Annotated in this window: 23 protein-coding genes, 1 other RNA gene and 1 riboswitch; of the genes, 9 read left to right on the forward strand and 15 right to left on the reverse strand. The window is 47.5% G+C overall.

The annotated features are described in order from the left end of the window. Nucleotide 1: 1 nt before the first annotated feature. The 7 genes from KNO94_RS02565 to rnpB all read right to left on the reverse strand — a co-directional run bounded on the left by KNO94_RS02565 (nt 2) and on the right by rnpB (nt 5,950). A complete protein-coding gene (locus tag KNO94_RS02565) occupies nt 2-556 on the reverse strand; it encodes a hypothetical protein (RefSeq protein WP_214740744.1) in 555 nt (184 codons plus the stop codon). Between the two features lie 72 nt (nt 557-628). Beyond that, nucleotides 629-1,459 carry a YihY/virulence factor BrkB family protein gene (locus KNO94_RS02570; protein ID WP_214777284.1) on the reverse strand — a complete coding sequence of 277 codons (831 nt, stop codon included), beginning with the start codon at nt 1,457-1,459 and terminating at the stop codon, nt 629-631. 104 nt (nt 1,460-1,563) lie between these two features. Continuing rightward, complete coding sequence (locus KNO94_RS02575; RefSeq protein ID WP_214740748.1) at nt 1,564-2,982, reverse strand: alanine/glycine:cation symporter family protein; 1,419 nt, start codon at nt 2,980-2,982, stop codon at nt 1,564-1,566. A gap of 59 nt (nt 2,983-3,041) precedes the next feature. Continuing rightward, nucleotides 3,042-3,944 (reverse strand): Gfo/Idh/MocA family protein, encoded by a 903-nt coding sequence (locus tag KNO94_RS02580; protein WP_214777286.1) that lies wholly within the window; start codon nt 3,942-3,944, stop codon nt 3,042-3,044. Nucleotides 3,945-3,995: 51 nt separating this feature from the next. Then, the gene (locus tag KNO94_RS02585; RefSeq protein WP_214740752.1) at nt 3,996-4,178 is read right to left on the reverse strand and encodes a hypothetical protein; all 183 of its coding nucleotides are present in this window, start codon (nt 4,176-4,178) and stop codon (nt 3,996-3,998) included. 118 nt (nt 4,179-4,296) lie between these two features. Continuing rightward, entirely contained in the window at nt 4,297-5,460 is a 1,164-nt protein-coding gene (locus tag KNO94_RS02590) for a THUMP domain-containing class I SAM-dependent RNA methyltransferase (RefSeq protein ID WP_214777288.1), read from the reverse strand. A gap of 122 nt (nt 5,461-5,582) precedes the next feature. Further along, nucleotides 5,583-5,950: RNase P RNA component class B (gene rnpB, locus KNO94_RS02595), an RNA gene on the reverse strand. Nucleotides 5,951-6,070: 120 nt separating this feature from the next. Here rnpB and KNO94_RS02600 point away from each other — a divergent pair. Beyond that, entirely contained in the window at nt 6,071-6,475 is a 405-nt protein-coding gene (locus tag KNO94_RS02600; RefSeq protein WP_214740756.1) for a hypothetical protein, read from the forward strand. A gap of 44 nt (nt 6,476-6,519) precedes the next feature. On the opposite strand, the gene KNO94_RS02605 is transcribed toward KNO94_RS02600, so the two are convergent. Next, nucleotides 6,520-7,968, reverse strand: coding sequence for a S8 family peptidase (locus tag KNO94_RS02605; RefSeq protein ID WP_214777290.1), 1,449 nt, complete (start codon nt 7,966-7,968; stop codon nt 6,520-6,522). A 94-nt stretch (nt 7,969-8,062) separates the two neighbouring features. Then, entirely contained in the window at nt 8,063-8,470 is a 408-nt protein-coding gene (locus tag KNO94_RS02610) for a hypothetical protein (protein ID WP_214777292.1), read from the reverse strand. Nucleotides 8,471-8,639: 169 nt separating this feature from the next. Between KNO94_RS02610 and KNO94_RS02615 the strand changes: the two genes are divergently transcribed. From KNO94_RS02615 to KNO94_RS02635, 5 genes are all read left to right on the forward strand, one after another. After that, nucleotides 8,640-9,524, forward strand: coding sequence for a hypothetical protein (locus tag KNO94_RS02615; protein WP_214777294.1), 885 nt, complete (start codon nt 8,640-8,642; stop codon nt 9,522-9,524). Between the two features lie 82 nt (nt 9,525-9,606). Beyond that, entirely contained in the window at nt 9,607-10,272 is a 666-nt protein-coding gene (locus tag KNO94_RS02620) for a response regulator transcription factor (RefSeq protein ID WP_214777295.1), read from the forward strand. After that, nucleotides 10,269-11,615, forward strand: a complete 1,347-nt coding sequence (locus KNO94_RS02625; protein ID WP_214777297.1) for a sensor histidine kinase — start codon at nt 10,269-10,271, stop codon at nt 11,613-11,615. The genes KNO94_RS02620 and KNO94_RS02625 overlap by 4 nt, the downstream gene beginning before the upstream one ends. Nucleotides 11,616-11,683: 68 nt before the next feature. Next, nucleotides 11,684-12,697, forward strand: a complete 1,014-nt coding sequence (locus tag KNO94_RS02630) for an ABC transporter permease (RefSeq protein ID WP_214777299.1) — start codon at nt 11,684-11,686, stop codon at nt 12,695-12,697. After that, nucleotides 12,694-13,374: an ABC transporter ATP-binding protein gene (locus tag KNO94_RS02635; protein WP_214777301.1), complete on the forward strand. Its 681-nt coding sequence runs from the start codon at nt 12,694-12,696 to the stop codon at nt 13,372-13,374. The genes KNO94_RS02630 and KNO94_RS02635 overlap by 4 nt, the downstream gene beginning before the upstream one ends. On the opposite strand, the gene KNO94_RS02640 is transcribed toward KNO94_RS02635, so the two are convergent. After that, nucleotides 13,322-13,708 (reverse strand): hypothetical protein, encoded by a 387-nt coding sequence (locus KNO94_RS02640; RefSeq protein WP_214777304.1) that lies wholly within the window; start codon nt 13,706-13,708, stop codon nt 13,322-13,324. The two genes, KNO94_RS02635 and KNO94_RS02640, sit on opposite strands and share 53 nt — an antisense overlap. Before the next feature lie 201 nt (nt 13,709-13,909). Here KNO94_RS02640 and KNO94_RS02645 point away from each other — a divergent pair, with 201 nt between their 5' ends. Next, nucleotides 13,910-14,833, forward strand: coding sequence for an alpha/beta hydrolase (locus tag KNO94_RS02645; protein ID WP_214777306.1), 924 nt, complete (start codon nt 13,910-13,912; stop codon nt 14,831-14,833). On the opposite strand, the gene KNO94_RS02650 is transcribed toward KNO94_RS02645, so the two are convergent. After that, nucleotides 14,766-15,461 (reverse strand): CPBP family intramembrane glutamic endopeptidase, encoded by a 696-nt coding sequence (locus tag KNO94_RS02650; RefSeq protein ID WP_214777307.1) that lies wholly within the window; start codon nt 15,459-15,461, stop codon nt 14,766-14,768. The genes KNO94_RS02645 and KNO94_RS02650 overlap by 68 nt on opposite strands. An 86-nt stretch (nt 15,462-15,547) precedes the next feature. Between KNO94_RS02650 and KNO94_RS02655 the strand changes: the two genes are divergently transcribed. Then, on the forward strand, nt 15,548-16,231 hold the full coding sequence (locus tag KNO94_RS02655) for a lytic transglycosylase domain-containing protein (RefSeq protein ID WP_251125800.1): 684 nt from the start codon (nt 15,548-15,550) through the stop codon (nt 16,229-16,231). A gap of 28 nt (nt 16,232-16,259) precedes the next feature. Further along, nucleotides 16,260-16,847, forward strand: coding sequence for a DUF1643 domain-containing protein (locus tag KNO94_RS02660; protein WP_214740781.1), 588 nt, complete (start codon nt 16,260-16,262; stop codon nt 16,845-16,847). Nucleotides 16,848-16,856: 9 nt separating this feature from the next. On the opposite strand, the gene KNO94_RS02665 is transcribed toward KNO94_RS02660, so the two are convergent. Genes KNO94_RS02665 through KNO94_RS02680 form a run of 4 tightly spaced genes read right to left on the reverse strand, consistent with a single transcriptional unit; the run spans nt 16,857 to nt 20,067 of the window. Then, a complete protein-coding gene (locus tag KNO94_RS02665) occupies nt 16,857-17,576 on the reverse strand; it encodes an energy-coupling factor transporter transmembrane component T family protein (protein ID WP_214777309.1) in 720 nt (239 codons plus the stop codon). Then, a complete protein-coding gene (locus tag KNO94_RS02670; RefSeq protein WP_251125801.1) occupies nt 17,573-18,943 on the reverse strand; it encodes an ABC transporter ATP-binding protein in 1,371 nt (456 codons plus the stop codon). The genes KNO94_RS02665 and KNO94_RS02670 overlap by 4 nt, the downstream gene beginning before the upstream one ends. Beyond that, a complete protein-coding gene (locus KNO94_RS02675; protein WP_012726387.1) occupies nt 18,909-19,484 on the reverse strand; it encodes an ECF transporter S component in 576 nt (191 codons plus the stop codon). Before KNO94_RS02675 ends, KNO94_RS02670 begins: the two co-directional genes overlap by 35 nt. Further along, nucleotides 19,477-20,067, reverse strand: a complete 591-nt coding sequence (locus tag KNO94_RS02680) for a Ykof family thiamine-binding protein (protein ID WP_214777312.1) — start codon at nt 20,065-20,067, stop codon at nt 19,477-19,479. Before KNO94_RS02680 ends, KNO94_RS02675 begins: the two co-directional genes overlap by 8 nt. A gap of 82 nt (nt 20,068-20,149) precedes the next feature. Continuing rightward, nucleotides 20,150-20,250: riboswitch (TPP riboswitch) on the reverse strand. Between the last annotated feature and the right edge of the window lie 34 nt (nt 20,251-20,284).

A 20,284-nucleotide genomic window follows, 5' to 3' on the forward strand; every position in this document is an offset into this window, starting at 1 on the left:
TTTAGGAAGCATTTTCTACATAAAAACCGCCCCAATAAATATGACGGTACGTAAACTCTTTTCCACTCTCTACAGTAATCACAATTTCATCTTCCGTCAATACAAGAACGTGAACAGGTACCTCTCCTTGACGTAACATCGGACTGAACAGTTGAAATTGTTTATTCAACCACTTCCGTTCCGAGAAATTTTGATAATGATGAAGCGCGAGCATTGGGTGGACTAAGTATGCTGCGCCAATCAATGCAGTGGCGACGGGTGGCGCATTGATTTCCATCAAAAAGGAGAATACGAGAACGAGTGACAATACCGCATAGCCGAATTCTATTAACTCCATGAACGAGGCACGGCTAGCAATGACATATTGAATCACACGAAACATGAGATACAAGATGATACTGACGATCAAGTACTCTGAGAACGGCGAATGTCGAAACGAGACATCAAGGTAGAACAAGACAGGTAACAACAGAACCCATTTCCAAAGATGTAAGGCGAGGTAAAACAATGATTGATCGATGAAACGACGATTGTGAACGAGCCGTTGCATATCCATGTTTCCCACCTCCGCTTAGTTGATGTGGACCTTACGTTACCATTCCCTATTCTTTTAAATGATAACTAGCAATTACACGTCTAGCGAAGTTTTTTCTTTTCTCTCCATCAAAGTCGCATTTAAAAGTCCTCCGAGCAAAATAACAGTTGCCGCTAAATAGAACCAAATCAATAAAACGATAAAGGCACCTAATTGTCCATAGAATTGTTCATAGTTTGCAAACTGAGAATAGTAACTGAACACATTCGATACGATTAAGATACCCAGTGTAGCAAATGCAGCGCCACTCCAACTATTTTTAAATGTTCCAGATACACTTGGTAACCATTTATAGACGAATACGAAAACGGTGAATAGGAGGCTCGACCCTACAATCCATCGAAAATAGAACCAGATTTGGGCATAGTCTGTCACGATTTCATCAATGAAAAGCACATATGAAGATAATTCTCTAAGCGCCGTCTCAATTAATGGTACAAGTAGCGAGAACGGAAGAACGAACATAAGTGCCAAAGTAATCGCGATATCTTGGATCAGACCTCTCCAAAAGGCCTTATGGCGTACAACTCGATATGCATCGTTTAATGCACGGACAAGTGACTGAACTGCCATCGATGAAATCCAAAGCGCCGGTAAGATACTGAATGATGCCAATTTCAATTTAGAATTATCAAAGATTGCCTCAATGTTCCCCTGTAACAAACGATAGCTTGCTTCTGGCATGATAAGGGACAATGCTTGAATCACGTCCCCACTTGTAAACGGTAAAAACCCGACAATCCCTAGCACAAACAATAAAAATGGGAACGTCGAAAGAATAAAATAATAGGCCAACATTGCTGCCTGATCAAAAAAACGCTCTGTAAAAAATCGCTTGACGATTGTCAAAAATACTTGTTTCATTATTACTCTCTACTTTCTTATTTTATCTTAAAATACGGTACTTGAAATAATTTTACTTTGATCGAAGGATTAACTCCTGTTGCCAGGAGCTCCCTTCGATCAACTTAGCTGATTTCTTCTTTTTTCGCTTCCCACGCCTCAATATGTTCTTTACCCGGAAGATCGACCCCATCTTTGAAGAACTCTGGGTCTCGTCCGGCTTTTTTCTGAACGATATAATCATCGAGTAACGTCTTGGCGACTTTACTTAGTCGGAAAATCGCATACATGTTGACAAGTGCCATGAGTCCCATAAAGATATCTGCAATGGACCAAACAAGCCCTGCCGATCGTACGGAACCAAACATGACCATTCCGACAACAGCGATGCGATAAATGATCAAATATTGCTTTTTCTCCGAGATGAATTCGATATTCGTTTCGCCATAATAGTAATTAGCCAAGATTGAGCTAAAAGCGAATAATAGAATCGCGATTGTCATAAGCGTCGTCGCAATCGGACCGATTTCAACGAGTAATGCCTCCTGGGCAAGCTCGATTCCTTGGAATGCTTCAGAGCCCTCCACACCTGAAATCAAGACGATCATGGCCGTTGCGGTACAGATGAATAACGTGTCCACGAATACGCTGAGCGATTGAATCAATCCCTGTTTGACGGGATGACTCACCTCGGCCGTTGCTGCGGCATTCGGTGCAGAACCCATCCCTGCCTCGTTCGAGAACAATCCGCGACGAATACCTTGTAGAACAGCTGCCCCGACGGCACCACCAAACAATTGTTGTAATCCGAGAACCCCTTCCGAGAAGATGGCAGAGAACACTTGCGGCACGACATCAAGATTCGTAAAAATGACCCAAATGGCTAATAAAATATAGCCACCTGCCATGATTGGTACAATGATTCCAGACAAGGTCGAGATAGAACGAATCCCACCAAAGATAACGATTGCGGTAATAACGGATAAAATGAGTCCGACCCAAACCGTGTCGACTTCAAATACATTGTTCACTGATAAGGCAATCGTATTCGCCTGTACCGAATTGAAAGCAAATCCGAATGCGAACGTAATCAAGATAGCGAAGACAATCCCTAACCAGCGCTCTCCTAAAGCGCGTTCGATATAGTAAGCCGGTCCACCCCGCCACGCTTTACCGTCATGCACTTTATATACTTGTGCAAGTGTACTTTCAACAAAAGCAGATGCCGCTCCAATCAGAGCAATGAGCCACATCCAAAATACTGCACCCGGTCCGCCTAGAGCGATTGCCGTCGACACACCAGCGATGTTTCCCGTACCGACCCGTGCAGCCGTACCGATTGCGAATGCCTGGAATGATGATACCTGACCTTTCTCATGCTTAAGTCCTTTAACAAATAAGAGCTTGAACATCTCAGGGAGCATTCGGAATTGGACAAATCCCATCCGAATCGTAAAATAGAGTCCCCCAATGATCAATACGAAAATGAGAAGATACGACCATAAATAGTCATTCACTTGCATAATCAGTTCACGAATATCCAACGATATCGCCTCCTTTTATCGGGTTTTTACCCGCTCTGAATCTGACAGAAACAGTGTGGTCACTGTACATGACTTAGAATTTCTTCACAGAGACGATGTGTCTCGAGACTGTCTTCGGCAGTGACCGATGTGTTGTTCTCACCACTTAGCAGTCGGATAAACGATTCAATCATGTCAACAAATCCCCGACGCTTCAAGTTCGACTCCCACGGGTCGAGTGACCATTCCCTCATGCCGTCTCGTCCAAAATCGATTATCCGCTCCACGTCACGGGTGACCCGCTTTACGGTCGGTGACATGACTTCCATCACTTCTTCGGTACAACCGTTGTCTCGATTCATCCAACCGATTGCCTCGATCCCTCCTGCTGTGAAGTGAATCATGAGTTGTCTCAATACATCCCCTTCATACCGAGGGGTGACACGCAACCGGTCGACGGGCTGAAGGTCGGTCAAATAACGGAGCGTATCGACGACATGCACAAAGTCCTCAATTACGAATTCACGAATCGTCGCCGGTTTATACGTTCGATTCTTTTGAATGAAGACCATATTTTTATCTTCTACTTGGTTCAGCGCCTGCGTCGCTGTCGCAAATCGGCGATTGAATCCCGTGACGAGATGGACACCTTTCTCTTTAGCGAGCATAACGAGTCGTTCCGTCTCTTCAAATGTGAACGTGATCGGTTTATCGATAAAGACATGCTTCCCTTGTCGTAAACAATACTCGGCTTGCTCATAATGAACAGCTGTCGTCGAATGAATCATGACCGCATCGATTTGTGTCATCGGAACGGCTTGAAGATCCATATATCCCTCTTTGAAACGGTAAGTCGATCTAATGTCCTGTAACTTCTGTTCATCTCGAGAGACGAGATACACGTTGACATCCTTCAATCCGGCATATACTGGCAGATATGCTTTTTTGGCGACATCCCCAATGCCCACTACTAACATATTCATCTAATCACTCCTCCAATAATATGTAGAAAGCCCGAAGCGACTGCCTCGGGCTCACGTGATGGATACAATCTCAAAACTAGTAATCGGTTCACGAATAGCGTCTGATACAATTTGGTACACCGCATTCAGTTCCTCTTGATTATTTAGATCCGGTACCCGGTCCATCTCGACCTCGACCGTGCGAGTGTTCTGTTCTTTCGCGTGTAACTGGTATTCAACTGTATGCTTTTCCATCTTATGTCCCCCTCTTATTATACATATGTTATGTATAACCTGTTCGGCGAAAGATGAAACAAGTGAGTTCGTTCTAGAAAATAGAAAATGACCGCTCAGTTGAGCGGTCATGGATTCATTACTCTGTTTTCGCTTTTGCGTCACGGTCCGGACGTGGACGACGCTTCCCGAAGTATTGGTAATACTGCGTTTCAATATTACCGTTATAAAGCTTACGACGCTTCGTCGCCGGGCGACCGTATGCTTTCTCGAAGTCTTCATAGCTCGTCAACATGTAGACGCTATAACCAGGGTATTTCGCATATTGCTCCCCGATTCGCTCGTACAAGTCGATGATCTCTTCTTCTGACTGGAGACGTTCCCCATAAGGTGGGTTACCGATGATGACGCCGTACTCCTCTTTCGGTTTCAGTGCGGCTGCGTCACTATGGACGAACGTGATCGCATCACGGACGTCGGCGAGTTCCGCATTGTCTTTCGCGAGTTTCACCATACGCGGGTCGAGGTCGATTCCATAGATTTTGAGCGGTTTATCCCACTCCGCTTTCTCGTTCGCTTCGTTCATGGCTGCATACCATGCTTTTTTCGGGATACATTCCCAGTCCTGAGCGAAGTATTCACGATTGATACCCGGCGCGATGTTCCGTCCGATCATCGCCGCTTCGATTGCGAGCGTACCTGACCCGGTGAACACGTCATAAAATGGCATGTCCGGACGCCAGTTCGTCAACTGAATCATCGCTGCCGCCATCGTTTCTTTAAGCGGTGCCTGGGAATGCAATTCACGGTAGCCACGACGGTGAAGAGGACCTGACGTATCAATTGTGATCGTCGCCACGTCTTTCAATAGAGCGACCTCGATCGGGAATTTCGCCCCTGACTTCGGCAACCACTCCCCTTCTTTGCGGTAACCGCGTTGCATCGCTTCGACGATCGCCTTTTCCGTGATTTTCTGGCAGTCACGAATGGAGAACAGTTTCGATTTGACCGAGCGACCGTCTACCGTGAACGCCGCGTCCCATGGCATGAGGTCCGTCCATGGCAACGCCACCACACCGTCAAACAATTCTGTAAACGTTGTCGCCTTGAACTCGGCAACGACGAGCTTGACCCGGTCTGCAGTCCGTAACCACATGTTGAGGCGTGGAATGTCTTCCATTTCCGCATCGATATACACGCGACCGTTCTCGACCTCACATGTGTATCCTAAATCTCTTACTTCTTTAGCTACGAGTGCCTCGATTCCCATCGCCGCCGTCGCAATCAGTTTACGTTTTGCCATTTAAACATCTCCTTCTTTCTACATTGAGTCGATTCATGTTGTACATTCTAAAAAGTTCATGAAAAAAGGAGTTCAAGTATATGTGCTTGAACTCCTTGTCGTTGTCAGTTGAGACTATGTTGTCCTGTAAGCCATGTTCTGTACTCCGGTGCTCATAACGGTCTCCCTGGCACGATGGAGTGACAATCATCTATCTGCGCACATCGGCGCCCTCCGTTCCGTTCGGTTCCGGTTCGGAAGTTCCCCTACCATAGTTTGGGTTTCTCGCTCGTGGGGTTTACCTCGTTCCACTCTGAACGTTTCCGATCAGACTCCGTCACTGTGGCACTTTCAAGAAGCGTATACCATATCCGAGGACTTAGGTATTTCTTCTGCCGTCAACTTGCGTTGCCTACACTTATCTTTTCGTGTAGCACGATCACTACAGCCATCACAGGCTGTGCGAGCATGGACTTTCCTCAAAACTTACGTCCCGCGATTGTCCAGACCTCATAGTCACTTCAACCATTGTAGCGGAAATTCGAACGGTTGACAACTGAAATTCGAAACTTGATTTTACATCCCGTCAGCGCTAAAATAAGGCGTGTTCAATGAATAAGGAGGGATTTTGATGCATCAGGATGCAAAAAACGGTTGGATTCAACGTCTGACTTATGTAATCGAAATCGATGACATTAAAGTGCTCCACCCGAACAACGGCGTGTTCGCCTTCTACCGAAATAATCGTCTCGTCCGAGGGTTTGAACCGTTCGATATTAAAGCCCCGAACGAACTCTCAAAACGGTCTTATCATTTTGACCATCACAATCTGGCGCACTTAGAAGAACGTTTTCCGGATGCCATTCCAGTTTTCGATGAAACAAAGGAAACGCGTCGTGGCTGGAGCGATCGGGTTCGTGTCGGTTTATGCGAAATCATCCGAGATGGCAAACTCAGTTTCGAGCATATTGATGACCAAGGAAACGTATTAGAAGCGAGTATCCGTTGGTGTGGTGAAGCCATCACCATGGATTAAATAAACGAAGCCGCCGCTCCTTATGGAGCGAGCGGCTTTTTTGATCAAGTCGTTTCGGGGACTGGTGTGTCTTCTTCAACGATCGGAGGTTCATATGTTGTCGTCACAACTTTTTCACGGATGTCCGTCGGTTTAAGGATAACCGTGAGACGCTGAGTCGTGTCTCCTCTTACGGGAAACTTGCCAGGGATATGGAGTGCCTCATACATCACCTTGCCCTCTGAATCTAGAACGGTCACCGTGCCTTTTCGTGTCGTGTGCAACGTGAACGTCAACTCGTCCGTCGCTTCGACGGAAATCGAGGTCTTTAACGTATTGACGTATTCAATCGTCCGACTTGTATAACGTTTATATTTTCCGTCCGTCACTTGCCCAACGATTCGATATTGACCGCTTGGTAGCCAGTCCCCGTTCGAATACATTGTGAACGACCGGTTCGGTGTGAGCGTTTTGACTTTCTTGCTCCCTTGATACAACGAGAACGTTGATTTGAGATTGGAATGATTCATTACACTCAGTTTAACGTTTTTGACATATCGACTCTCCCATACGGAAGGGGTTGAGATATGAATCGGGCGTGCTGTTGCTTCAAGCAGCTTCATCGTATTTAATTCTGTATACGATTTACCTGAAGCGCGCGGCATTTTCGCAAGTAAATGATCGACCTCACCCGGTGTCAAATATGGATTGATCGATTTCACGAGTGCGAGGCTTGCCGTGACCATCGGTGCCGCCATGGACGTCCCGTCCATATAGACAAAGCGATTATTCACTCCAAGTGATAAAATGTTCACCCCAGGCGCGACGATTCTCACATGGTCATCCATATTGCTAAAGCTCGCAATTCGGTGGCGAGAGTCGATGGCTCCGACCGCAATCACTTCGTTCATGCTGGCAGGAAACGATGTCTGACGTTTCCCATCGTTTCCTGATGAAGCAACAACGATGACGCCCTTCGCTCGCGCACGCTTGATGGATGTCGCCAAGCGGGTATCGTAGTCATCTCCACCCAAAGACAAGTTGATAATGGTCGCGCCTTTGGCGACCGCCGTATCGACCGCTTTCGCGACTGTCCATGAATCGGTGGATTCCGAGTTTTTACCGTAGAATACGTTGTAGAAGTGATAGCGAACATTAGGTGCAAGTCCGGCAATGCCGACTCGATTATGTTTCCCCGCCATAATTCCAGCAGTATGCGTGCCATGGACGTCAGCCGTATAAGGGCCGATCATCGAATTGACAACACGAGGTACGTTTTTTAAGTCCATATGATTACGATCAGCCGAAGAATCAATCAAGGCGATGACGATGTCAGAGGCACCGCGCGTTTTACTCCAAGCCAAATCGGTTCCGATTTGACGTACATAATATTGACTCGTGACACGTGGTTCCGAGACCACATAACCGTGTTTTTCAAGGATGACAGGTTTCGCAGCATCTACTCCGACCGGCAGTAAAAGGGCAAGCGCTGTCAAAAGGGCAATCTTTTTCATTCCTTCCGCTCCATTCCAAACTTACAAAGTGACTTCATTATCTCAAACTTTGGATTAGATTTCCCTTTTTTTGAATAAAAAGTTGTCGGAAAGTTTACCAATAACTCGTTTCGTCCGGGTGTAACATATCGAACTCGACGATTCGGCCGATTGTCAAGTACGTATAGTATCGGGCTAGTTCGACTCGACTCGGGTCGGGACGGAATCCCTCAAGGTCTTCACCGAGCGGAGAACCATCGATTGTCTCGAATTGCTGACAAAAAAAAGACTCTGTTTCGGCATCCCAGACGATTCGATCTCCGATATACCCGCTTCCGAATCGGATGTAGTCGATGATGGACGGAACGATGACTTCCGCAGGCAAACGTTCACTCATACGACCGACCAATTCATATCGTAGGCGATCTGCCTGGTCAGCTTCCTCTAGGGAGGCACATTTTAATACTTCTTTATTGATTTCTATCAATACGACATAATCCCCCGGCTCGATGGAGAGCTTCATCGCCTCACCTCACTTTTCATAGCTTCATCGGATTTTCTACATGTGAGTATTCGAGATAAAATGTGGGAATCCTGTTCACTCCTCATTTTTTTCCAAATGTCAGTTGAATTCGCAACGTCCAAGATGTTTTTGTTATACTGAACATATGAAGTTAGAGAGGAAGTGCATCATGGCCAAACGACCGTTGACCCCTCGTGAAAGTGAGTTGATTGCGACTGCGCTGTTTGTTGTCGGAAGCGTCCCTTATTCGGGACACATCGATCGTCTCGAATCCCTCACCTTACGTGACATCGCTGATGACTTTATTAACGGAACCTCCACTTCCGCAGACGCGATGGAGGCACTCGATCAGTATATTTATGTTCGACGTCATCGTTTTAAAAACGTGACCCCTCATAACCTCTGGACATTAGATGACCGAATGGAGCAAGAAGCGTTGCGTCACATCTCGAAACGTCCAGAACTACAGAAGGGACAAACATTAAATAAGCGGAATCAACCGTTTCAAGTGGGACAAGATATCGAATTCAAGGTAGACAAGCATGTCGACCGAGGACAGTTCCGGATTTATATCGGAAAACAACAGGGTTATACGTGTAAAGCTCAATCAAAGGAACGCGAGAAACTGAAATCGGTATCTGGATGGATCACCCATATCGATCTGAAAGACCGATTAGTCTTCGTCAACGTGACGGACTTTGGTCGCCTCCCTATCGAATCCTCTATGAAACAAGAGCTCGAGTCGATGAGTACGTCACTGCTCGGATGGTTCGCTACGGCCACCATTCCTTCTGAAGAAGAAGCCCTTCTCGCAAAACGAATGATTGCCACGCTACAGCGGCGCGATCAACCTTACTGGTTTAGTCTCACGACCGCGATGAACCATCCTCGACCTGAACATGTGAAGCGTTGGGGGACAGTGGTCAATCTCCTCGTGAAAGCGAGCAATGGTGACCAAAAAGCCATTCAGACACTCGAAACTCAAGAAGACAAATATTTTAAAGATGCTTTTATCCGCGCACTCCGTGCCCTACATGAAAATATGACAAAGTAATTGAATGAAACGAATACGACATGAGGTGACTCGCGAAGAGTCACCTCATTTGACGTAAACTAGTGATGAAGGGAACATATTTATGCGAATACTCATCGTAGAAGACGATCCATCAATTTTACGCCTTGTGAAGGAGACCTTCGAGGATGCGGGTCATGAGGTGATAACGGCGACTGATGGGAAGACAGGCGAAGAACGTTTTACGATGCATCCGATCGATGCTGCGATTGTCGACATCATGCTCCCCGGGCTTGATGGCCGTGAATTGTGTCGACGACTCAAGGCGTCTCTCGATATACCCGTCATCCTTTTGACCGCTCTTGATGAATGGGAGGATAAACGCCAAGGTTTCGAGTACGGGGCAGACGACTATGTGACCAAGCCGTTCATCCCAGAGGAATTACTGTTCCGATTGCAAGCCGTCTCGCGTCGATATCAACGCTCGGCCGCTTCCCAAATTCAAGCCGGTCCGCTCCACTTAGATTTGAGAGAATATGAGGTACGTTTAGACGATCAGTTACTCTATCTCCCTAAAAAAGAGTTCGAGCTCTTGTTTCAATTAGCCTCGTTTCCAGGGAGGGTATATCGACGGGAGGAATTGATTGAACTCATATGGGGATTTGATTTCGAAGGAGATGAGCGAACGGTCGACGTGCATATCAAACGTCTCCGTCACCGTTTCGACCATCCAGCTCTGACGATTCGTACCGTTCGAGGCGTTGGATACTCGCTTGAGGTGAACGCATGAAAACTCTTTATACGCGAATCATCGTGACGATGTTTTTGATTTTACTTTTATCAGGGGCAATCTCCTTGTTGGTCAGTAATGTCGCTTACTATACGTGGTGGCAACCATCCTATAGCGAGAAAACGGAACGGGTCGCCAAAATGGCAGAGTCGTATATTGAGGAACATACCGACTTAGACCATGATGCCTTCTACACCTTTTTAGCCGCGACCGGATATCAATTGGTCGTCGTGGACGCAACGAACGAGCGTCAACGTTTTGGCGGTGAGTTTCGAGACGAGACCATCTCTGATTCGGTAGTCCAATCTGTACGGAACGGGTCACCCTATCAAGGAATGCGTGACTTCCCGTTTCATCTCTTCTTGCTCGGACTGTTCGATAACGAATTAAAGAACACATATGGATTTACACTTGAAAACGGAGACGTCATCTTTATCCGTCCGGATTTGAGTGCCCAAATCCGTGAGTTACATCTGTTCGTCGGACTATTTTTTGCGCTCGTCACGCTATTAGCATTTGGCTTGATCGCCATTTCGACAAGGTCCCTCGTCCGGCCGTTACAGACGCTCACGAAAGCAACCACATCCGTCGCCATGCGTAAAGCTCCGGAACACCTACCTGTCGAGCGACAAGATGAAATTGGGACGTTGGCACGTCAATTTCAATATATGTCGAATGAGATTGATCGGACAGAAGCGAGACAACGGCGATTTGTTTCGAATGTCTCCCATGAATTTCAATCTCCGTTGACCTCCCTAGTTGGGTATGCTGAAAAATTGTCTGACGAAACCGAAGGAGATTCGAAGGAATATGCGCTTGTCATTGAGCAGGAAACGAAGCGTCTGTCCCAATTGACGAAGCAACTCCTGCTGTTATCACGATTGGATGAAAATCCACCAATCCTCGAGACAAATGTGAATGTGCTGCAATCAGTATCCGAAGTCATTCAAATGAACGCCTTCGCCCTTGATCAAAAAGGAATTGCCGTCGTTACCGATATTCCACAGGATGCGGAATTGATGAGCGATCCGGTTCTACTCGCACAAGTTTGGAACAACTTACTGGTGAACGCCATCCATGCTTCACATGATGGAGGTACCATCCACGTCACTTGTACACTTGACCCAGACCTCGTCATCTCGTTCACGGATGAAGGGATTGGAATGGACGAGGAGACGAAAGAGCACCTCTTCGATCGCTTCTATCGCGGTGACACAGCTCGAACGAGTCAGGGGACCGGTCTCGGTCTCGCCATCACATCAGATATCATCGAATTACATGGTGGAAAGATCACAGTCGAATCAAGCGTAGGTATCGGTACCACGATTCATCTACATTTTTGATGTCGTTCATATTCTGTTCATAAAGATTGCTTACACTTCCTTCATCAGCACTTGAAGGAGGTTTTTTTATGCAGTTAGGTTGGAAAGAGATGTGGCGACAGAAAAGAAAATTTTCCATGTTGTTCGTCATCACATTATTGATTGTCATGTTGACGACGCTCATCACAGGGCTAGCAGACGGCCTCGCATATGATAACGGTTCTGCTCTGCATGAATTGAATGCTACGACCTATCGGCTAGATCCGGACTCAGAAGGTCAATTGACACGATCGTTCATCGAGGTCACGAAGGATACATCAAAAGAGACGATGAGCGTCCGACCGCTAACGGTCACCATTGACGGTAAAAAAGAAGAGGTGACACTATTCGCTCTTCCAAAAGATAGCAATATCGGTCCTGTTTCCCCACTTAGAAAAGGTGAGGTTGTTTTCGATCCTAGTCTTTCAGAAAATCTTAGACCAGGTGATCCGTTGATCGACTTCGCTTCCAACTACCGGTTTACGATTGCCGGTGAGGCACTAGGACGCTATAGTCATGGACCAGTGATGTACACGACGAATGAGACGTGGTTCGATTATTTAAATCATTCCGAACAACGTCCATATGTATCTGCTGAGATTGGAACGGAATCTACGGTATCCGATGCGCTCGTCATGAGTCAACAAGATTTGATTGAGTCGGTCCCTGGATATAGTGCCGAACAAAGTACGTTCACAATGATGCGTGCCTTTCTGCTCGTAATCGGAACGTTTATTTTGACCGCCTTCTTTTATTTATTCACGCTTCAAAAATTACCTGAACTCGGAATTCTGAAGGCAATCGGTTTATCACCACGCGTCATCGGACGTGCACTGCTCTTTCAGGTCATCGTCATCGTTTCCGCAGCAGTCGCCACGTCGATTGGGATCATGTACATCGTCGACGCGTTGATTCCATCGACCCTACCGTTTCTTGTTGACTTCGGTCATGTCGCGCTATTCGGCTCCATGTTCATCTTTTTATCGGTTATCGGCGCATTGCTACCGTTATGGAAACTCCGTCAAGTCGACGCAATTGAAATCATAGGAGGAAAAGCATCATGAGGTTAAGCCATGTATCACATCAGTTTGACGGTCATTTCGTATTGAATGACATCGAGTTACATGTATCACCAGGCGAATGTGTCGCCATCGTCGGTCCGAGTGGTAGCGGGAAGAGTACGTTGTTATACATCCTCGGTCTATTGCGAAAACCAGATCAAGGAGCATTCTTCATGGACGAACGCGACGTCTTCGAATTGGATGAAGAAGAACTTCGTCTGTTACGCCTACATGAAGTCGGGTTCGTGTTTCAGCAGGCTCATCTGATTCCCTACTTGACGGTGCTAGAACAACTTGAATTGATTCAGGAGAAAAGAAAAATCGATGCGAAACAACTATTGACCAACCTCGGCTTAGGACACCGTCTGCACCATCTCCCGACGACCTTATCAGGAGGTGAAAAGCAACGAGTCGCCGTCGCACGGGCGTTGGTCAACTCCCCGCAGCTCATTTTGGCAGATGAACCGACAGCGAGTCTAGACTATGAGAATGGACGTCGTGTGATGGAACTATTAGCCGAACAGGCTCATGAAGAAGGGAGACGTGTCGTCGTCATCACACATGATGAACGGATGCTCGATGTGTGTGATCGTGTCCTTCGCGTGATTGACGGTACCTTGACCGAAGTCAACAAGGAAGAACGGCATCACGAAGACAGATTTGATGCAATTGATAAGTGAGCCATCCACCCAGGCGAATGGTGACGCTGATTGCCCCCTCCTCCGAGACGGCCGCTTCTTCAATCGTCATCAGTCGTTCGGTGATATGATTCGATTCGAGTCGAATCCCCGAGAGGCAGGAGAATGCGCGGACGATTTCAGCCGGTCGACACCCGACTAGACGCGCAATCTCTTGAACCTCGGTCAGGAGGGTCGTTTTGTTATAGAAAAAGTAACGGTCTAGCAACAAGTCGAATACCAGACCGACCACTCGATCATCTCCCTCGCACGTCCATGAAAATGTTACTCCTCGATCTAGTGTCCCCTCCCGATTGCTCAGTACTTGTTGAATCATTTGAAAGATATCTATCCTCCCCATAACATCCCTCACCTCTCTTAATTGTCACTTCATGATATCGCTAATGAGCACGTCGCTCGAAGCATCGTGTTGTCTTGATGATAGCCGTTTATGCTACTTATACTTCCTTCTTATGTAAGAAAAGAGGACCTCATCTGTATCTTTCGGGTACAATAACGATGAAAGGGGTCGGTCTTTTTGAAACGAAAATGGCAAATTGGATTAGCATCATTATTCACAGGTTATTATGCGGTCAGTTATTACGCCTTTAAGCGAATGACGAGAGGAAAGCGGAAGACACCGGAGATGTTACTTGCTCCGTATACGGATGAGGATCGTACATTCTATCATGACGTCCCATTCGAGCATGTCTCGATTCAATCGCGCGATGATTACCGTCTCTACGGTCGTATTTATCGGAATGAAGGTTCCACAAAATGGATTGTATTCGTCCATGGATATACGGCATCTCATAGTTTCATGGCACCTCACCTCGCCATGTTCCATCGGCTTGGATTCAACTTACTCGCCGTCGATTTACGTTCACATGGGGAGTCTGAAGGAGTGTACGCATCATATGGGTATCACGAAAAAATCGATATGATCGATTGGGTCGACTGGTTAAGAGAAAATGAAACGGTCGAGACGGTCGGTCTCCATGGTGTGTCGATGGGCGCTGCGACCGTTTTACAGACGACCCCGCTCACCGAAGTAGATTTCACTATCGCGGAGTGTCCGTTTGATGATATGAAACAGCTGATGCGTTATCAATTGAAGGAGTTACACCATATCCCTGCCGAGCTTTTCCTACCAGGAATCAATTATTTCTTATGGTCTCGCGCCGGGTTCACCATGAATCAAGTTCAGCCTAAAAAGGCCGTCACAGAAACGACGACCCCTATCTTGTTCGTTCACGGCTCAAAAGACGACTTCGTTCCAACTTGGATGTCAGTCGAGATGAACGCTTTAAACCGGACAAACGATATAAAATTGATTGACGGTGCCGAACATACCGATTGTATCATCAAGGACGCTCCTGGCTACGAAGAGGCAGTCACTCACTTTTTGTATCGACATGGATTGGGCCCGCAATCAAGTCAAGGAGTACATGTATCACCATAACCGGCCATAATACACCCATCCCTAAATAAAGGAGAGCGAGTCCGAAACCGACGACGCCCGTCGTGAGGACTCCTTTAATCCCTTGATAGGCGTGGGCCATACCGAACAGTGCACCTCCGATAACGGCGAGCGTCAGGTTCGGCGCTTCTATATAGAGCGTGATCGTATACAAGAGCACTCCTCTGAAAATGAATTCCTCGGTCACGCCAGCAGTGACCGAGACGGCACTCCAAGCCTGTTCTTCAGATTTAGTTCGGGGAAGGAGCAGTTTCTCTAAGTCTAGTTCATAGTATGGGCGCAAGGTATTGCGAAGTCTGGCAGAAGTTTTGACTAGTAAATAGAAGACGAGCGTAAAGGTAACAAGGATGCATGATAAATAAAAGACTTGCCATGCCCCTTCGTTGCCGGGTTCTGGTGCCAACCTTAATCCAACTTGAGATGGCGGTACTTGAAATAAGAATATGAGGGCAACGATTAATAAACTGAGCCCCCAAGCTGATTTCACAGTCTGTTCATATACCCAAGTACGTCCTTTCGTTTCGATTAAGGGGCGAATTAATCTCGCATTGAAGATTTGAACAATCAGCATATAGCCGATGATGGCTGAAAAAACGAGTCGTTCGAGCATCCATATCCACTCCTGTCCTTCCTCTTAGCTATATGCTACACTATTCGGGTATTGTCTAAAAGCTAGGAGGCGGTATCTTGAAGCGAATGATGCTGCGACTGACCGGTTTCATCATTGTACTCGTGCTATTGCTCGGTGCAGTCGGCTGGCTCGGTCAACATGATAAAGTCAATAATGGATTATATCGTGTGTACTACGGGGAACATGGTGTCCCGAATACACATATCGACATCTATCAAGACGCGGCTGAAACGTATGACGTCGATTGGCGATTACTTGCAGCCGTACATCGTGTAGAGACGATCTTTTCGCACAGTTCTTCGATGCGATCATCTGTCGGTGCAATCGGTCCCTTTCAATTCATGCCTCGTACGTGGCTAGGATGGGAATATGATACCGATGACGTAAAAGGCGATGTCCCAGAAGACGAAGTCGATTTGACAGACCTCTCATTGATTGAACAATATGGAGGACTCGGTCGCGATGGCAATGGGGATGGAAAAGCAGATCCACATAGCTTGGTTGATTCTGCCCATACAGCGGCGTATTATTTAAGTGAGCATGGAGGCAGAACATCTGATTCGATCTCATCGATTCGTAACGCTATCTATGAATACAACCGAAGTGAGCAGTACGTCAATGATGTGATGACATACTTCGAAAACTATGAATCCGGGATTACGTATATGCCAGATGAACGTGACACATTTAGTCAACATGTCGCTTATTACACAATTCGTTATATCGAGTGGTTTAAGACACTCGGCTGATGCTTACATGAAAAAGTGAGGAATGGAAATGAATACGCATGTAGAAGAAGTAACCATCCGCGTCAAATCAATCTTCAATGAAGATAAAACGAAACGTTATATGCGAACGTATGAATTTACCGACGTGGAGGACGGGGTCATCTGCGCCGTCATCATTTATTCACCGCGGATGAGCGATGCCTTTTTGTCTGGCACGACAACACAGCGTGCTTATATGCTGATGCAAAATCATTTGACCCAACCAATACGAGAGATGCGTGTCATCAGCCTCGTTCCGACGCTCGCCGTCAATGATAATCTTCCATATGTGGAATCACAGCTCGATGAGACGAACTATCATTACGTCGAAGAGACGCTTCAAGAAGTAGAGGCCAGTGGCGGGATGATTATCGTCGGTTGGGGCTCACCAGGTCGATTGATGCACCACGCGACATCTTATAAGTCGCTCTTTGCGGATTATGAGGCAAATATGTATTGCATCGGTACAACAGCTAAAGGCGAACCACAACAGATTCGAATGGCGAATGAAAACACCGTCCTTGAGGCGTTCAACAATGAATCGGTCAAACCGAAGTTCCGTATCGTGAAAGAAACGAAGAAAGACGACTCTCCGTGAGTCGTCTTTTCATATGCCGATCCAAATGGAAAGGCCGAACAGTATGAAGAATATACCGGACCACATGTAGTCGGACGATTTGATGTCAATCCGCTCATAGACGGTCCGTTTTCCATTCGTGAACCCTCTCGCCTCCATCGAGAAGGCGACCCGTTCCGCCCGTCGAATCGAACCTGCCAACAGCGGGAGAAGGAGTTTCGGTACATGTCGGATCCGTTCCCATTTCGTGTCGAGCGGAACACCGCGAAGACGATGCGCGTATTGAAGCTGATGCATCTCCCGTTGCATCAACGGGAGGAAACGGAATCCGACGAGCGCGCTATAGGCAATCGTCGGTGAAAGCCTCGCCTGTTGCATCAAACTCATGACGAAACGTTTCGAATCGGTCGTCAACATGAAGAGGAGCGACAGTACGGTGAATGCCAACACACGCAGACTAAGAGACGTAGCGACGCGTGCCTCTTCTTTTGAAATGTCTTGACCAAGAAGGGTCACCCACGTCTCTCCTCCGAGCTCCTTCCCAAACACGAGCGTCGTCCAAAACGTCCCAATCGCCGTGACGAGAAATGGGATCAAGAACAGGCTCCACTTCTTCCAGGACACGTCTGTCGCCAGAAATTGAATCGTCAATGTACCGACAATGATGACGAGCGGGGTCCACGGGTTATAAAACAAGGCCAGCCCGAACATGATAATCGTCATCGTCCCAAACTTGATCGTCGGATTCATATCATGGAGTGACATCGCTCTCGACCTCCCGCTAGTCGATAATGACGAAGTCTCTCCGTGTCCTCCCAAAGCTCATCCCCGAATGGTCCTGAGAGTTCCCCATCCTTCATCAAATAGAACGTATTGGCGATATGGGCGAACGACAAGTCATGGGTGACGAACAAGATGGTCTGTCCCTTATCCGCATGTCGCTTCATCAATTTCTCAAGGGCATGGAGAGACGGCTCATCCTGCCCTGCCGTCGGTTCATCGAAGGCAAGCAACTGTTTGTTTGAAAGTAACTGGATCCCGACGGCGAGTCGTCGCTTCTGTCCATGACTGAGCGATAGTGGATTAAGAGACCGTTTATCCGCAAGGGATAGCTCCTCCATCACGAAATCAATCGATTCCTCATGACCAAACTGTAGCTCTTGCTCGACCGAGTTCATGAAAAATAAGTGTTCCGGAGATTGAGGGACAAGTCCGACTCGGCGATCACTCTCCGTCAAACTTCGTAAAAACGTCGACTTCCCGCTTCCATTTGGACCCAATATGGCGATCACTTCCCCGATACGAGCTGTTAGGGTCACCCCTTTTAATCGAAATGTGTCGCGCACTACCTCGTCGACCAAATAGTGCTCGCCTTCTTGTTGTGATGCAGAAGTTCGTGTGAATGAAAAATCATCGACCGGTTGAAACGGTTCGTTCTGTATAATCCGCCCTTGATCGAGTTCGATATGCCAATCAAAAAAGTCTCCCCATAAGTGCGCGCGATGTTCAACGACGATGACGTTCACGTTGTCCAAGTGATCGAGCCAGTCGACGAATCGATTCGCGGTCACTGGGTCAAGGTGTGTCAACGGCTCATCGAGAAGCAACCATTCCGGTTGTCCGACGAGGGCGCAGGCGACGGCGATTCGCTGTTTCTCCCCGCCTGACAAGGAATCGATGTGACGATTTCGGTAATCAGTCAGTTGGAGTGACTCGAGAATCTCCGTCACGCGCTGATCGATGACCTCGACCGGCGTCTGCAAATTTTCGAGTGTAAAGATGAGTTCTTCATCCACCCGTTCCATCACGAACTGCGTGTCCGGGTCTTGGAATACCGTCCCGATCCGCTGATTGATTTCACCTGGTTCGTAGTCGTCGTGTGAGCGACCCAATAGTTCGAGTCTGCCTTCAAGGATCCCATCACAATTCTCCGGATAGAGACGGTTGAATAGCGCGAGCAGGGTAGACTTCCCGCTTCCGCTCGCTCCTGTCAAAATCGTGCGCCCAGGTTTTATGGATAGTGACACATCTTTTATGATGGTGTCCTGACTTTCAGGGAATCGGAATGAAAGCGATTCTGTCTCAACCATGGACGTTCCCACTCCGAGCAATCGCATAGCCACGAAGCGACCCCGTCTTGAGCAACAGGTCACTGAGCAACTTCCCACCGATTCCTGCGATGACCATGCCACTGACCGCACGCAGCCCGAACATCGTCGCCACATATCCCGGTTCAAGCATCGCAAATCCGCTCATGAAGTAGGTGTACACGAAACTCGTGACGGCCGAGCCAAATCCAGCTAGCATGAGAACCCATAGCTCATATCGACGATAGCCCGTCATCGCAAAGACAGCTTCCGCCCCAAGACCTTGGACGATGCCGACCAAGATGATGCGGGGTCCGATCGCATTTCCAATCAACATCTCAATCGTCGCTGCCATCACTTCCGAGATGAAAGCAGCACCCGGCTTCCGGATGATATACGCCGAAATGATTGACACGATGAACCAGATCCCGAAGATCCACTCATAGGCAATCGGTCCAATCAACCCTGCCCATAAGTTCCCGATATGGACAAACAATAAGTAGACGACGGCAAAGACGACAGACAATACGGAGACGAGGACGACCTCTTTCAATTTCCACGATTTAAGCATGTTGACCTCCATGTGACGGACTGTTCACACTGAACGTCACCGTCATGACGACGTGGCGATTCTTTTCGCGCGTCCGGTTGAACGCCGCCTCGTAATACGAGAACACATCATCTAAGTTCCCATGAATGCCTGATGCGTAGTGCATGGAGTCATTATAGACACCCGCCTGTTTCGCTTGCTCGATTTCATCATAGATGAGATCCATGTAGTGCTCCGCCCCCATCGGATAAAGCGCGAACTGTGACGAGACATACTGTTCTCTTGAAATTCCGTTCAATGGTTGTGGTGGTGCCTCGAGCGCCTCATCCCCTGCCGAATCTCCCGGACATCCGACAGAGAAGGTTCCGCTCATCGAGACATGGCGTCCTTCTTCCGAAGCCAGGCTCAACACGGTCCGTGCGACGTCGAACACGTGCTCGGCGCGACCTCGGATCACGGTCGACACGTCGTCCGTATGTCGCCACACACCCGTCATATTTGTTCCTTTCAATGCCCCTTTGATCGTCCCGATAAAGTCATCTGTCATCGGGCTAAGCGTGAAGCGAAATCCGACAATCGGACTCTTGCCACATGATTCATTCATCTTGTTTCCCCCTCTATATGTGTTTGCATAAAAAAAGCCGCATTCATGAGAATGCAGCAACAAAATCTATACAAACTTGCATAGAGAAAGTGCCGCACTTCCTCACGCCAGTATTACCTGGATCGAGTTATAAGGGATCGGAGCCATGCTCACATCTCAGCCGAAGCACCCCTAGTGCAGTCATTGATATGCGGTTACTTATGCAGTCACAGTATAG

It is taken from the genome of Exiguobacterium sp. s22 (assembly GCF_018617455.1).
Classification (GTDB): domain Bacteria; phylum Bacillota; class Bacilli; order Exiguobacteriales; family Exiguobacteriaceae; genus Exiguobacterium.